This is a genomic window from Roseivirga echinicomitans, from assembly GCF_001592935.1.
GTDB classification, from domain to species: Bacteria; Bacteroidota; Bacteroidia; order Cytophagales; family Cyclobacteriaceae; genus Roseivirga; species Roseivirga echinicomitans.
The window spans coordinates 78,982-93,406 of sequence record NZ_LRDB01000008.1 but is presented as its reverse complement, the minus strand read 5'-3'; the positions used below and the strand labels follow the sequence as shown (position 1 = coordinate 93,406).

10 protein-coding genes are annotated in these 14,425 nt (G+C 41.0%); 4 read left to right on the top strand and 6 right to left on the bottom strand.

Annotation, left to right across the window (positions count from 1 at the left end; all coding sequences use genetic code 11):
* Positions 1-36 precede the first annotated feature (36 nt).
* Positions 37-2,427 carry a penicillin acylase family protein gene (locus AWN68_RS08290; protein WP_068413934.1) on the bottom strand — a complete coding sequence of 797 codons (2,391 nt, stop codon included), beginning with the start codon at positions 2,425-2,427 and terminating at the stop codon, positions 37-39.
* A 76-nt stretch (positions 2,428-2,503) separates the two neighbouring features.
* Positions 2,504-3,193, bottom strand: a complete 690-nt coding sequence (locus tag AWN68_RS08285) for a GDSL-type esterase/lipase family protein (protein WP_068413930.1) — start codon at positions 3,191-3,193, stop codon at positions 2,504-2,506.
* Positions 3,194-3,426: 233 nt separating this feature from the next.
* On the opposite strand from AWN68_RS08285, the gene AWN68_RS08280 reads away from it, so the two are divergent.
* Together AWN68_RS08280 and AWN68_RS08275 are read left to right on the top strand one after the other, a co-directional pair.
* Complete coding sequence (locus AWN68_RS08280; protein ID WP_089082111.1) at positions 3,427-3,969, top strand: DsrE family protein; 543 nt, start codon at positions 3,427-3,429, stop codon at positions 3,967-3,969.
* 305 nt (positions 3,970-4,274) lie between these two features.
* On the top strand, positions 4,275-6,659 hold the full coding sequence (locus AWN68_RS08275; protein WP_068413928.1) for an ABC transporter permease: 2,385 nt from the start codon (positions 4,275-4,277) through the stop codon (positions 6,657-6,659).
* A 4-nt stretch (positions 6,660-6,663) separates the two neighbouring features.
* On the opposite strand, the gene AWN68_RS08270 is transcribed toward AWN68_RS08275, so the two are convergent.
* Entirely contained in the window at positions 6,664-7,701 is a 1,038-nt protein-coding gene (locus tag AWN68_RS08270) for a zinc-dependent alcohol dehydrogenase family protein (protein ID WP_068413926.1), read from the bottom strand.
* Positions 7,702-7,835: 134 nt separating this feature from the next.
* Between AWN68_RS08270 and AWN68_RS08265 the strand changes: the two genes are divergently transcribed.
* Positions 7,836-8,273: a cytochrome B gene (locus AWN68_RS08265; RefSeq protein ID WP_068413996.1), complete on the top strand. Its 438-nt coding sequence runs from the start codon at positions 7,836-7,838 to the stop codon at positions 8,271-8,273.
* Positions 8,274-8,324: 51 nt separating this feature from the next.
* Here the strand turns inward: AWN68_RS08265 and AWN68_RS08260 are convergent, their stop codons facing one another.
* The 3 genes from AWN68_RS08260 to rluF are packed head-to-tail and all read right to left on the bottom strand — an operon-like array spanning position 8,325 to position 11,436.
* Entirely contained in the window at positions 8,325-9,782 is a 1,458-nt protein-coding gene (locus AWN68_RS08260) for a M20 family peptidase (protein WP_068413925.1), read from the bottom strand.
* Positions 9,783-9,822: 40 nt separating this feature from the next.
* The gene (locus AWN68_RS08255; RefSeq protein ID WP_068413924.1) at positions 9,823-10,695 is read right to left on the bottom strand and encodes a cation diffusion facilitator family transporter; all 873 of its coding nucleotides are present in this window, start codon (positions 10,693-10,695) and stop codon (positions 9,823-9,825) included.
* 6 nt (positions 10,696-10,701) lie between these two features.
* Complete coding sequence (gene rluF / locus AWN68_RS08250) at positions 10,702-11,436, bottom strand: 23S rRNA pseudouridine(2604) synthase RluF (protein WP_068413923.1); 735 nt, start codon at positions 11,434-11,436, stop codon at positions 10,702-10,704.
* 518 nt (positions 11,437-11,954) lie between these two features.
* On the opposite strand from rluF, the gene AWN68_RS08245 reads away from it, so the two are divergent.
* Positions 11,955-14,378, top strand: a complete 2,424-nt coding sequence (locus AWN68_RS08245; RefSeq protein ID WP_068413922.1) for an ABC transporter permease — start codon at positions 11,955-11,957, stop codon at positions 14,376-14,378.
* Positions 14,379-14,425 lie beyond the last annotated feature (47 nt).

Below are 14,425 nucleotides of genomic sequence, written 5' to 3'. Positions count from 1 at the left end.
CCCTTCATTTGTTAGACAGGGCTTGATGAAATTGGTCTATTTAATTGGCTTTAACATTCGTTTTTCGACTGCTACCTCATTGATTTTCTCTTTGGAATAATAGACAGGGTAATATTGGTCATTCGCCCATGGTTCAAATAGGTTGCTATAAAATGGACTTTCCGGATTACCTGATTGACCAGGGCCATTGGTGGCTATTGCAGCATCCCAATCACCCGTATTTATAATTATTCTGAACGAGGCGCCACTACTCTGTCGGTTATTTCCTCCTGTTGAACCAACGGTGTAGGAGTTGCCGCCTCTTGGCAGCGGACCCAAGTTTATTTTAGCCTGCAGATCGGGGTTCACCAAATCACCAAGTGCATGTTGCATGGCAGTGTGCTTGAGTTTCTCCTGGCCATATTGCCATTTTTCAATATCATCACCAAGGGTTTTTTCCAGGTAGATAATGCCATTGCTAAAGGCTTCAGCTAAAAACTGATCTCTACCTTTTGCTGGGTTCGTACCGAAACGTTGGTCAGGGTTTTCTAGCCATTGAATGATTCGGGTCAGCTGTAGACTGTATACGATTCCTTTCAATTCACTTGGAATAAATTTTTGACTAGCCAATCGTGAGAGCTGATTCTCGAAGGCCACATAAATGGCTGCTTCGATGGAATTGGCTTCTAATCTATAATCCCAATTTTTCAGTCTATTTCTGATGTCATCAGCTTTACCTTCAAGCCTTAAGTTCATCAGCATTGGCGTTAAAGTTCTGGCTGGAACCGAAAGGTAATCTACCTGCAAGGCTTTTAAGGATTCCATGTCAAAGTCTTCCCTACTTTTTAGCACCTCAGCGACACGGTCACCACGAAATGGGTCGGCCCATGTGTAGCCAACGGCATTCCAATGTGTGTAATCATCTGGTGTCACATTTTCGTTGGCGGTAGCAATAAAGCCTTTTGCTGGATTCAAGTCATTTGGTTTTTCGATAATGGGTAAATAGCCGTCCCATTCATAACGGCCATCGCCCGGCACGGGCACCATGCCACTAAAGTTATTTCGGATGGGTGCAATGCCCACGGCTTGTAATCCGATATTTCCTTTTTTATCAGCCCAAATCATGTTTTCGCCCGGAATATGACTGAAGTTGCAGGCCTCTCTAAATTCCTCCCAAGTTTTGGCTTGGTCCATTCTTAATGAGGCTAAATAAGGCGAGCCACCTGGCTCTAACCAAGCAGAACGGATGGCGTATGCCACATTGTTTTTCTCATCCACATAGGTCACAGGGCCATGCTGGGTATATTTCAGATCAACAGTTTGGTCCGCCATTCCTTTTACTTGGATGGTTTCTGAAATGGTGTTCATGTCCACCCATTCTCCATTGTATTTGTATTGGTTGGCGTTATCAGGGTTGAGTTCATACACATAAAGGTCTTCTCCATCGGTTTCGAAAACGGTCAATCCCCAAGCACCGTATTCGTTATGACCGATCGATATTCCTGGAATTTCTGGCTCACCGCCACCAATTACATTCCAACCCGGAGCCACCAAATGCACCATATAGCGCAATGACGGAACAGCAATAGTCCTGTGCGGATCGTTGGCCATATAGGTGTTGCCGTCTGCTGTTTTTGCACCACTTACTACCCAGTTATTGCTGCCAATAGAAAGAGAATCATTTTTCCCATCGAATATGGAGGTCAAAGCCTTTTCTTCATCGCTATTTCGGTAGGCTTCAACAATGTCCTCTTTTTCGAATTTCACAGTCGTGCGGTAAGCGTTGTATAGTTCGAGGATATTGTCATCAGAGAGTAATTCTTTGTTGATTTTGGCATCGATTGTTAAGTCTGGGTCTTGGGGATGGAACCAGAAGAGCTCTTTTACTTTTGCATCACCTACTTTTGCAACGGCTCTGCCTACTTGCAGTTCTTTACCAATATTCCCCAAAAGTCCTTGATGACGAGAAATAACAACATCTGGAGTCCATTTTTGAGGAAGGATACCAAGCACTTTGAATTCAATTGGTAACTGCTCTTTATTTTTGAGCGCTTCTTCAATGTAGGCATTCACACCTGCGGTGTAGGCAGTGATAATTTCTTCCCCATCATCGTGATAATGGTTCATCTCTTCCTTCATATCGCCTCTGAATTTGAAAAGGCGAGTTCCGATGTCTCGTTTTAATTCTTTTTCGCCAAGAATTTCGGCAACAGTTCCTGTGGCCTGTCTTCTCCAAATTTCGAACTGAAAAAGGCGGTCTTGGGCAGCCGCATAACCTTGGGCAAAAAATAGGTCATGTTGGTTTTCAGCATAGATGTGGTTGAGCCCCCATTCATCGCGAATAATTTCTACGGGTGCTTTAAGTCCATCAATGGCTACTTCATTCTTGGGGTCTGAAGTACAAGAGATTAGAAAAAAAACGAGCAAAAGGGTGAGGGGATTTTTCATACAGTATGGTTTAAGGAGAATCCAATGAATGTACAAAAAAGAGATTTAATAAAAATGGATTCTTTTGTGGGCTGTTTTAGTCTTTTTTTAGTGCTTTGACAATTCCTTGTTCTAAAAGTGGCTCCATAATGAGGTAGCCCGCGGCATTTGGATGCACTCCATCGGTACCAAGTTCTTGCCTCAATCCATTGGTGCTGTCCACCATTGCGAAAAAATAATCGACATAAACCAAATCATTCTCTTGCGCATAGGCTTTCAAATGACCGTTCAATTCAATCACTTTTGGGCCAGGGTTCATTCCCGGTCGCCAAGGGAAATCTGCAGCAGGAAGCACGGAGCAAATAATTACTTCGATGCCATTTACTTTCGCCAACTGGGCCATGGAGAAGATATTGTCGGTAATCATTTTAATGGTAGAAGGGCCTGTATTCCCTGCGATGTCGTTGATTCCAGCCAGAAGAACAACTACGGAGGCATCGAGGTCAATCACATCTTGTTTGAAACGGATTAGCATTTGAGGGGTGGTTTGTCCACTAATCCCCCTATTTACATAAGGTTTGTCTTTGAAAAATTCAGGCCTAATCTTGATCCAAGCTTCGGTGATGGAATTACCCATGAATACTATTCTGTGCTCGTTACTTTTTGGCATACTTAATTCACTATTGGCCTGTCTGAATCTTTCTAGGTTTGCCCAGTCTTGTGCCGAAGCAAATTGAGCAATGCAGCAGACAAAAATCAAGGTCAAGGTAATTCTTAGTGATCTCATTCCCCTAATTTCTGAAATATATGTGTAATTCAGTCACTGAGGTGCTTATTCATGCTGGAGCGACCTACTCTGTTTTGAAAGCCCGCCTATTGCCCTTATGCACTCACCACCATAAGCACCTATCCACTTAAAGGCATGATTTTGTAACGGGATTGACCCTTTGCCAAAAGATTGATTGATTTATTCTTCGAAAATGCGTCTATTGGGTTCTATTGTAAATAACCCTGAATAGCATGACGAAATTGAATAAATACCTCTTTGTTTTTGCCGCTTTGTTAATCGTTAACATCGGTTTTTCACAAGAAAAAATTAACCCAATCATTAAAGGGTACGGAGGGATTTTTGACGCCCCTTTTGCTGTTGAAAAGCCTGATCCCAAACTGGAGTACAAAATAGTTATCGATATAGCGACTGGCGATGAGGACCCTAAAGCCGTAATGTATTCCCTAGAGAATGTAGCCCGACTTCTAAACCTGCATGCGATGGGAGGAGTGCCCGCTAAAAACTTGAAGGTGGTTTTGGCTATTCACGGACAAGCAGTTTGGTCTACACTGGATAATGCTACTTACAGAGCGAAATTCGGGGTGGATAATCCACATATCCCGCTTTTCAAAGAATTGGAAGCAGCAGGAGTGAAGTTGTTTGCTTGTTCACAATCCATTTTAGGACGTAGCATTGATCACACAAAACTTGCACCTGGCATCAAGATCGCTACTTCAATGTTAAGTACGCTAACCACTTATCAACTGAAGGGTTATGCGGCTTTGAAGTTTTAAAATTCAAGGAAATTGTCTTGGTGTTTCTCAAAGCACTATGGCAATAATAACGAGAATAGTCAGCCCAATAAAGAACATAAACCTTCTGTTGGCGCTGGCTTTTTTTGTGCGTTCTGTTTTCTTCTGATAAGTAGTTCAGGGAATTGAACGGTTGACGCGTTGGATATCAAATTCTTATCAAAGGTTATTATATGTTAATTCATTTTTAAACACGGATATTTTATAGAACTTTAATGGTACTCAATTCATCCATGTGTTGACGACACTTTTTTGAAACATTGTTTTTTAATCTATAAACCACCCCAATGAACTACCATTTCAAATTTGCCAGCAGAGATATATTGAAAAACCGACTGATTACTACGGGTAGTCTTATCAGTATGGTTGTAGGGGTGTTAAGTGCCTTTTTGATTTATATATGGGTAGATTCTGAGTTGCAAACGGATCGATTTCATTCGGAAGTGGACCGAATTTATATTCCTGTAATTCAGCAAAGTGCGGTGGATAATATTAACCCAATCAGTGCTGGTCTTTTTTTTAGATTGGACTATAAAAAGTACCCGAGTGTAAAGAGTAAGCTCTATACGGCCTTTTATACGCCAGAGCGAATCAAATTAAAATTTGATAATAATGAATATAGAGGTGGCGGTTTAATAGCTGATAGCACCTTTTTCGATTTTTTTGATTTCAGGCTTTTGGTGGGTGAACCAGATGAAATTTTAGACGATCCTTCCCATATCGTATTGACCAAATCTTTCTCCGAGAAGATTTTTGGTGACAAGGATCCATTGGGCGAAACTATTTATTTAGAGTGTGATCGGAAGGGCTATTATCAAGTAGCTGGAATTTTGGAGGATATTCCTTCAAACAGTACGCTATCCTTCGATTTCTTAGTACCGAGTCAGTCGCAAGAATGGTGGAGCAATTCAGGAATGGAGTTCATTCTTACCAATGACTCTTTCGATCAGTCAACCTTTAATGCAGAAGTTAAAGAGGCCGGAAGAAGCCACCCTCAATTTAAGGAAAGTACTTTATCGACTGTTGCTTTTAGTGATGTGTACTTTCATCATAATTTCTCAAATTCCATCCTTGCTAAGCATGGTAATATAGATGAGGTGAACACTTTGTTCTTGGTGGCTTTTGTTATCCTATTGGTGAGTATTCTGAATTTCACCAATATGCAATCCACCTTAATGCTTTCTCAGCTGAAGACAAAAGGTATCAAACAGGTAAATGGCGCTACTAAGTTTGATTTCTTACTAGAGCTATTGGCCTCACGATTACTCTATGCACTGCTGAGTATAGTAATTGTGTTTGGGCTGTTTATGTTGGTTAAAGATGCTTATTTGGGGTTTTTGGGTATCACTTTCGATAAACTTTTACTTGAGGTACTCCTTATAATTGCCATTGGAGTTTTTCTGTTCACCATTATCTCTACCCTATTCTCCATCATTCAATCCTCAAAATTGGTAACCTCACAAGCATTAATGGGGCAACTGAACGATAAAAAAGGTTCGACAGGACGTATACTGACCACCGTTCAATATGTATTTGCCATCGCTTTGATCATTGCCACCTCAGTGGTTTATAAACAATTCAAATACATGCAGAATAAGGATTTGGGCTATGACCCGAATGGTCTGGTGGCAATTAAGTTTTTTGATAGGCTGCCTTATAATTTTGAAGACGAAGAGACATACAAAAAGGACTTGAAGGCTCAAGAGAGTAGTTATGAATTGGTAAGAAATGAACTGCTTAAAATGCCAGGTATAATTTCTTATTCACAAGGGCTAATGCCTTTTGACGGGTCAGCGAGTACTATGTCATGGAAGCTTTCGGGTAGTGATTTTGAATATACGGAAACAAGCTTAATGACCATTGACCCAGATTATGCTAATATGCTCGGACTGGAAATGGTGGCAGGAAGATTTTTTTCAGATTCGCTAGATGTTTCAAGACAACACAAAGTAGTTATCAATAAAGCAGCGATGGATTATTGGGGTATTACAGATTTGAGCGATGTAAAAGTGGCGAGCAGCTCATGGGATGGTGAAGATGATCCGTGGAAGGTTATCGGGGTAGTGGATGATTTCCATTATGCTCATCTATCTAAGAAGATAGAACCCGCCATCATGGTGTTCTTTAGAGATGTTGATAAAGAGTTTTCAGTACGAATAGCTCCTGAGCAATATAAGGCCACTTTGGAGCAATTAGGGGCACTGTATGAGTTGGTTAACCCTAGTCAGCCTTTTAACTACACTATTTTGGAAGACAAGCTTCAGGTCCAATATGAGCGTGAAAGGAAACTTTCCGAGATTTTTATGATGTTCACTCTAGTCGGTTTGATGATTTCTTCCATAGGTCTATTCACTTTCGCATTATATGAAACCAGAAAAAGAATCAAGGAAATCGGCATTCGAAAGGTAGTAGGAGCAAGCGAAACTCAGGTAATAGGCTTGCTTACGAGTCGTTTCTTAAAATGGGTATTACTGGCTTTTGTTATTGCTTGTCCACTGGGCTGGTATTTTATGAACGAATGGCTCGCCAACTTTGCCAACCAAACAGAACTGAGTTGGTGGATTTTTGCTTTGGCAGGAGTATCAGCCATTGTGTTAGCCATATGTACCGTAATTGGACAATCTTATGTAGCGGCCAAGCGCAATCCTGTGGAGGCACTTCGCTATGAATAAATAACTAAAACCGATTAATCACTTTCACACCTACTCCCTGAAATTCATTCATTTTAGGAAGTAGGTTTGCGGCTTCTTCTAAAGGAATCAGCTCACCAATCAGTTTTTCGGGTTGAAGTTTTCCTGATTTAATCATCTCCATCATTTCAGGATAGGCATGGGCTTGCATGCCGTGGCTACCCATCACTTCTAACTCATTGGCCACCACCAAATGCATTGGGATTTCAGGGAGATAGTCGTTGCCAGCCATTAAGCCCACCTGAATATGCTTGCCTCTTTTTCTGAGGTTGGCAATGGAGTTGAAACAGGTGGTTTTGCTTCCAAGTGCATCAACAGAAACATGTACACCACCTTTTGAGATTTCTCTGACAGCGTCAATTACATTTTCTTTTGCGCCATTTACAGTGTAGTGCGCACCAATCGTTTTGGAAAAAGCCAATTTGCTGTCGTCAATATCTATGGCAATTACTTGAGCACCCAAAGCTTCGGCAATCATAATGGCAGAAAGGCCAACGCCCCCGCAACCATGCACTGCTACCCAATTTCCACCGGTTGTTTTGGCTTGGTGCGCTACCGCTCTAAAGGAAGTGATAAACCTGCAGCCCAAGCTTGCCGCGGTTTCAAAACTGATTTCATCGGGCAGGTGCACCAAATTGGTGCCGGCATAATGAATGCCTACATATTCAGCAAAACTTCCCCAATGGGTAAAACCAGGTTGAAACTGATGATCACAGACTTGCTGGTTGCCCGAATTGCATTGCTCGCAGCTTCCACAGCCGCTCACAAAGGGAACGGTCACCCGATCGCCAATTTTGAATTTGTTCATGCCTGCGCCTAACTCCACTATTGTTCCAGCCAATTCATGCCCTGGCACATGTGGTAATTCAATATCGATATCGTGTCCTACCCAACCATGCCAATCACTTCGGCACAAGCCTGTGGCGCCCACTTTTAGCACCACTCCACCGGTAACTGGCTTTGGGTCGGTTACGGTTTCTATTGTAATTGGGCCTTGGAATTTAGTATAGAGTGCTGCTTTCATAGAGGGGTATGGGGCTGGTTTTGCCTTCCTAAATTAGATAAATCATGGGAATCTCCTTAGTCGATAATCCGTGACTGGTCTTTTTATTTTATGGCTCTTTTATGCTTACTTTGTTGAACACTAAAGGAAGCAATATGTACAACGGATTACTACATGCACATTCAGGTTTAAGATGGATCGTTCTGATCTTATTATTGGCCGCTATTTTTAATGCTTTTTCTAAAAAGAAATCAGGAGTATGGACAGCTAAAGACAAGAAAATCTCTCTTTTCGCAATGATCTTTACCCATGTTCAATTCTTAATTGGTTTGGTCTTATACTTTGTGAGCCCCAAAGTGAATTTTGTGGAAGGCTTTATGAAGGATGATGTACTTCGCTTTTTTGCTGTTGAACATGTGTTGTTAATGGTAGTAGCAATCGTCTTTATCACCGTTGGTCATAGCAAGTCTAAAAAGGCTGCGACTGACGCTGGGAGGTTTAGTGCTATCGCTAAGTTTTACCTTATCGGGCTTGTTCTGATTTTGGCGTCTATTCCTTGGCCATTCAGAGATTTAGGCTCAGGTTGGTTCTAAGCATACCCATCAAAAATATGTAAAAGAAGCAGAAGTAACCCTTCTGCTTCTTTATTGCCCTTTACTGTTTAGGATCAGCTGTCTGTAAAAACGAATGGCGTTCTCATAATCTTCTACAGAAATGCGTTCATCAATACCATGGAAAGTGCTGATGTTCTCACTATTAATATGATATGGAACAAAGCGATAGATGTTTGTGCTGATGGCGCCAAAATGTCTGGAGTCCGTGGCTGCTATTACCAAGTTTGGCGCGGTTAAAACGCCATCGAAAATTTCTTTAATAGACTTATTAATAGTGTTGTAACCAGAGGTTTCCACTGGAGAAACTGGGGATGGCTCTGAATTGAAACCGAAGAACCTAGTTTTAACGCGTGAATCATCAACGGTTTGATTGACATGGTTCAGCACATCTTCAGAAGTTTCTCCCGGAATAATTCTGAAGTTGATCAAAGCCCTGGCTTGGGTTGGAATGATGTTCTCTTTAATCCCTGCATTAAAGATCGTAGGCGCGGTCGTTGTTCTGATCAAGGCATTTCCTGCTCCACCTGCGCTTTCATAAGTACTCAAAACAAGCGGTTTGAAGATGGAGAGATTAGCGAAAGCCATTTTGTTAACGAAGCCCATTTCAGGCCCGATTTGATTGATGAAACCCTGCATCGGTTCCGAAACCGTTCCTTTGGATGGATTGCTTTTCACCTTAACCACTGCTTTGGCTAACACATCAATGGCAGTTTCTGGGTCGGGACGAGAAGAATGACCACCTTCCATATCAACCGTCAGTTCAATGGTGGTAGAGCCCTTTTCAGCCACGCCAATAAAGGCCACATCAGGATCTACGCCTGGCACAAGTTTTTGGGTAATGGCATAACCTTCATCCAAAACATATTCGGCTTGAATGCCTTCATGCTCAAGGAATTTGGCAATGGCTACTGCGCCTTTTTCTCCACCTACCTCTTCATCATGACCAAAGGCCAAATAAATAGTTCTTTCAGGTTGAGCGCCTTCCGAAATAAGCATTTCGACAGCTTCTAAAATTCCGATTACTGAAAATTTGTCGTCAATGGTGCCACGGCCCAAAATCACGCCATCCTTTACTATGCCCCCAAAAGGATCAACAGACCATTTTTCTGGAGAAGCAATAGGAACCACATCAATGTGGCCCATCAATACAATAGGTTTAAGCGTTAGGTCTTTCCCCCTCCAGCTAAACAAATGGCTGTACTTGTTAAAGGTTTTGTGTTCCAACACGGAATCAATTAGCGGGTAACTGTTTTTAAGAAATTCATTGAAAGCTTCGAAAGCAGTAGAATCAAAATTAGCTGGGTCTTCGTGTGAAATGGTTTTGATCTTCAATGCCTCAGTAAGTCTAAGTATCGAAGTTTCTGGAATACTAACTTTTGCTACGGGCTGTACCTCCAACTGTTTAGAGCTGAAAGTAAATGTTTTGAAAAGGATGTAAGCCACAAAAATGAGGAGGAGAACTAAAATTGCTTTGAGGAATTTCTTCATGTTTAAAGGAGATTGAGCTTAAATATAAAAAATGTCGGCTTTATTCTTCGGGTTCAATGTGAATAAGTACATCGGCTATTTCGGGCATTTCGTTTTGAATTGAGTTTTTGACCTCATGCGCTATTTCATGTCCTTTTTTAACAGAAATTTCACCTTTAACAGTGAGGTGTAAATCCACAAGAAATGACATGCCTGCTTTTCGAACAAAGCACTTTTCTGTGCCTTGAACTCCCTGAACAGATTCTGCTACTTTTCGAATTTCGACAATCATGTCATCATAAACATGCTCATCCATGATTTCGCCAAGGGCGGGGCGGAAGATTAAAAAGGCATTATAAACAATAAAGCCAGAAGCGAGCAGGGCGGCCCAGTCGTCTGCAGTTTCATAACCTTCACCCATATAAATGGCGATGGAAATTCCGATAAAGGCCAGTAGGGAAGTGATGGCATCGCTTCTGTGGTGCCAAGCATCGGCTTTTAAAGAAGTGCTTTTAGTTTTGTCGCTTTTCTTGGATACAAAGCGATAGAAAATCTCTTTCAGAATTACGATTACCGCCAAAACAATCAGCGTGAACTTTTCTGGAACTTTGTGTGGCGTGAGGATATGCTGGATGCTCTCATAGGCAATTACCGTAGCCGAAATCACCAAAATTCCGACCACAATAAAAGTGATGAGAGGTTCAGCTTTGCCATGTCCATAAGGGTGGTTCTCGTCTGCTGGGCGGGTAGAATATTTTAATCCGAAAAGCACTAAAAGCGAAGCAAACACATCGGTAGTGGACTCAATGGCATCGGCAATAAGCGCATAGGAATTACCAAATACACCCGCAATTCCTTTTACAACGGCTAAAAGAGCATTGGCTATGGCGCTGAAAATAGCGGTGTTAATGGCAGTTCGTCTATTCGATTCCATTAGCCATTAATCATCATGTGTTTTTGCAGAAGTAGATATCAATCGGTTGATTTCCTTCATTTCTTTTGGGGTAATGTCGCGCCATGTGCCTACGGGTATGTCTAAGATCACGTTCATGATGCGCACCCTTTTCAGCTGTCGCACTTCATAATCTAGATGTTCGCACATTCTTCGGATTTGGCGATTAAGGCCTTGTGTCAGTACGATTCGGAACTTGAGTTTACCAATTTGCTCCACTTCGCATTTTTTCGTAACAGTTTCTAAAATAGGAACGCCATTACCCATTTTTGCAATGAAATCTCGCGTCACGGGTTTGTTCACCGTAACGATGTACTCTTTTTCGTGGTTGTTTCTTGCGCGTAAGATTTTGTTTACAATGTCTCCATCATTAGTGAGGAATATCAAGCCTTCACTTGGTTTGTCTAGTCGACCAATGGGGAAGATTCGTTTAGGGTAGTTGATGAAATCAATGATATTGTCTTTTTCTACACCGACATCGGTAGTGCAAACAATGCCCACAGGTTTATTGAAGGCAATGTAAACAGGCTCGTCCTTTGGCTCTACTACTGGCTGTCCATCTATGGCAACAATATCTTCTTTCGTTACTTTTGTGCCCATTTCAGGTACTGCACCATTGATGGTTACCCGTCCTTCTTCAATCAGTTTATCGGCAGCCCTGCGCGAACAGTAGCCAATTTCGCTTAAGTATTTATTGATCCTAACAGGCTGGTCAGTAGTCATTCGTTATTTATTGAGTGCTGATGTGTCTGGGCTGAAATACAACCTTGGAATATTTTGACGCAAATTACAGAATTCTATTGGCAGAGACGCATAAAAAATGACGCCTCTGCAAAAGCAAAAGGTGAAACTTTAAGAGTTGTAGTAATTGACTTATTGATTACAAAAGAGCTAAGAATGTGAACTTTAGTCCTTCTCCTTTTTCCATTAAAACCAATTAAATTGGGTCGAATCTCAATTTGTGTGGAGTATTATGAAAGTCCATTTTTCACCAGAATATAACCATCCACAAATCATAAAGTGAGTAAGTTTTTTAGCTTTCCCATCCATCAATTGCACCTTTTGGTCTATCATGTGGACTAGTACTTCTATTTGATTTCGTAATTATCTTTTCTTTTTCTTACTTATTTATCGCAACGAAAAATGTTTCAACGACCTTCTTCTCCAGTGAAGATTTAAGGTTGAGTGATTCAGTTTTTTTATGTAAAAAGGGTGTTTTCAAAATTCAAAGTGTCAAAGTTATGTTTAAAAACTATTTCAAAACAGCATGGCGAAGCCTTCTGAAAAGTAGAGGGTATTCGGTCATTAATATTGTCGGACTGTCGGTGGGTATGGCCTGCTTTTTACTTATCCTGTTTTATGTCAAGGATGAATCTTCTTACGATAAGTTTCACAAAGACTACAAAAGTATTTACCGAGTAACAGAGGTTAATTATTCAGACGATGGAGAAACATTACTGGCCAATGCTTTTAGTGCCATTGGCCCTGCTCTACAAACAGATATACCAGAAATTGGGCCATTTGTCAGGGTGCACATTGAGCCGTTGAAAATAAGTAATGGACCTCAAATGAAATTTCAGGAAAATGATTTTGCTTTTGCCGACTCTACTTTCTGGCAAGTATTTGATTTTAAACTACTACAAGGTGATCCGAATACTGCTCTAGCTGAACCTTTTTCACTTGTGCTGACTGAATCAATGGCCACTAAGTATTTTGGAGAAGAGGATGCTATAGGTAAGATTTTAATGATTAATGAAGCCTATCCTTTTAAGGTGACAGGAATTGTTCAAGATGTACCTCATAACTCGCATCTTCAATTTGATTTTTTAGGGTCTTTTATAAGTCTAAAGCAGATTGACGGAGGGTGGATGTTTAACAACTGGTATTGGCCACCAATGTATACCTATGCCAAAACTTCATCGAATACCGATATTGAAAGTATTGAGAGTAAGTTTCCAGGTATGATGAAAAAATACCTTGGTGAAGCCGTGGCCGAACAGCGGGGGTACAAACTTCAACCTTTGGAAGATATACATACGAGCAATAACTACTCTAATGAACTTGGTAAAACGACCAATGTCACTTACCTCTTTGTAATGACCACAACGGCCTTTCTAATTTTGGCAATAGCTTGTGTCAATTTCATGAACTTATCTCTTGCTAGGTCAATCAACCGTTCGGGTGAAGTTGGGGTTAGAAAGGTGTTTGGAGCTATGAGAGAGCAACTGATAGTTCAATACTTGAGTGAGTCTATCTTGATTACTATTGTGTCGGCAATCATTGCTTTTGGTCTATTTATGCTCGCCATACCGGGGTTTAATAATTTATCTGAAAAGGCATTACAAATACAAACCGCAGATATACCTGTGGTTTTTGGTGCATTATTGATTATTGCTGTTGTGGTAGGTGTTATTTCAGGGCTTTATCCAGCATTATTCCTTTCGGGCTTTTCCCCTTCAGCCATACTCAAGGGTAAAGTGGCAAAGCAAAGTAAGTTTACAGCAGGGGTTAAGAAGGTCCTCATCACATTTCAGTTCGTTATTTCTTCAGCCTTAATCATATCTACCTTTATTATTTATTTCCAGCTCGATTATCTCAGAAACAAGTCTTTGGGTTTTGACAAAGAACAGATGGTCGTTTTGCAAGTGCGAGAGACACGAGAGCAAAACGCAATCAAGACATTCAAAGATAGGCTTAATCAGTTACCGCAGGTGGTTGGTACAGCTGTTTCGGCCAGAGTTCCTGGCTATCAAGGCTTCTACGATTATAATGTTTTGGCAGACGGTCAGTCAGTTGAAAACAACATGGTTTTTATGAGACTGGAGACCGATCTGGATTTTGCTCAACTTTATGGTTTTGAAATTGTAGATGGACGCGTGTTCAATAATAAACTTACAACCGATTCAATAGCATATTTACTGAACGAAACGGCTGCGGCAAAACTTGGCTGGACGGGTGACGCACTGAATAAAAAGCTGAATCTAGGAAGCCTTAATCCTGATGGTTCCTTTGGGGTTATCCATCAGGGTACCGTAATAGGAGTGGTAAAAGATTTCAATTTTGTTTCACTTCATAATGAGGTCGATCCAGTAGTCATTTCGATAATACCTAAATCAGAACCCTATATGCAAGGCTTGTTGTCTGTAAAACTAGAGGCTGGGAACCTTATGCAAGCAATGCGTTTGATTGAGAAGGAATGGTCTGATTATGCTCCGACTGCGGACTTTGATTATTTTTTCCTTGACGATACTGTTGACAAAATGTACAGGGCAGAAAAACAGCTAGGGGAAGTGTTTTTAACGTTTAGCACCATTAGCATTTTGCTCGCATGTCTTGGCTTGTTTGCTATGACAACGCTCCTGGCTACTCAGATGAGAAAAGAAATAGGTATTCGAAAAGTCCTTGGCGCTAGTGTTAGTAATATTGTGCTCCTAATGTCCAGAGGATATATGCAACTCATTTTGATCTCGTTTGTAATCGCTTGCGGTATCACATATATTGTTATGAAGAAATGGCTAGAGAATTTTGCCTACCAAATACAAATGGAAGTGTGGTATTTTTTGTTGGCAGGAATAGTTCTAGCGCTCATTGCATTTATTACTATGAGTTTTAAATCATTTAAGGCGGCTCACGGTAATCCAGTAGAAGCCTTACGATACGAATGACTATTAATTGGAAACTTATAGGCCTGAACCTTTTGTTTTGGCTTCTT

Coding starts and splice junctions, on each gene's coding strand:
- AWN68_RS08280 (WP_089082111.1), top strand. CDS start 3,427: ATGACGAAATTGAATAAATACCTCTTTGTTTTTGCCGCTTTGTTAATC.
- AWN68_RS08275 (WP_068413928.1), top strand. CDS start 4,275: ATGAACTACCATTTCAAATTTGCCAGCAGAGATATATTGAAAAACCGA.
- AWN68_RS08285 (WP_068413930.1), bottom strand. CDS start 3,193: ATGAGATCACTAAGAATTACCTTGACCTTGATTTTTGTCTGCTGCATT.
- AWN68_RS08290 (WP_068413934.1), bottom strand. CDS start 2,427: ATGAAAAATCCCCTCACCCTTTTGCTCGTTTTTTTTCTAATCTCTTGT.
- AWN68_RS08270 (WP_068413926.1), bottom strand. CDS start 7,701: ATGAAAGCAGCACTCTATACTAAATTCCAAGGCCCAATTACAATAGAA.
- rluF (WP_068413923.1), bottom strand. CDS start 11,436: ATGACTACTGACCAGCCTGTTAGGATCAATAAATACTTAAGCGAAATT.
- AWN68_RS08260 (WP_068413925.1), bottom strand. CDS start 9,782: ATGAAGAAATTCCTCAAAGCAATTTTAGTTCTCCTCCTCATTTTTGTG.
- AWN68_RS08265 (WP_068413996.1), top strand. CDS start 7,836: ATGTACAACGGATTACTACATGCACATTCAGGTTTAAGATGGATCGTT.
- AWN68_RS08245 (WP_068413922.1), top strand. CDS start 11,955: ATGTTTAAAAACTATTTCAAAACAGCATGGCGAAGCCTTCTGAAAAGT.
- AWN68_RS08255 (WP_068413924.1), bottom strand. CDS start 10,695: ATGGAATCGAATAGACGAACTGCCATTAACACCGCTATTTTCAGCGCC.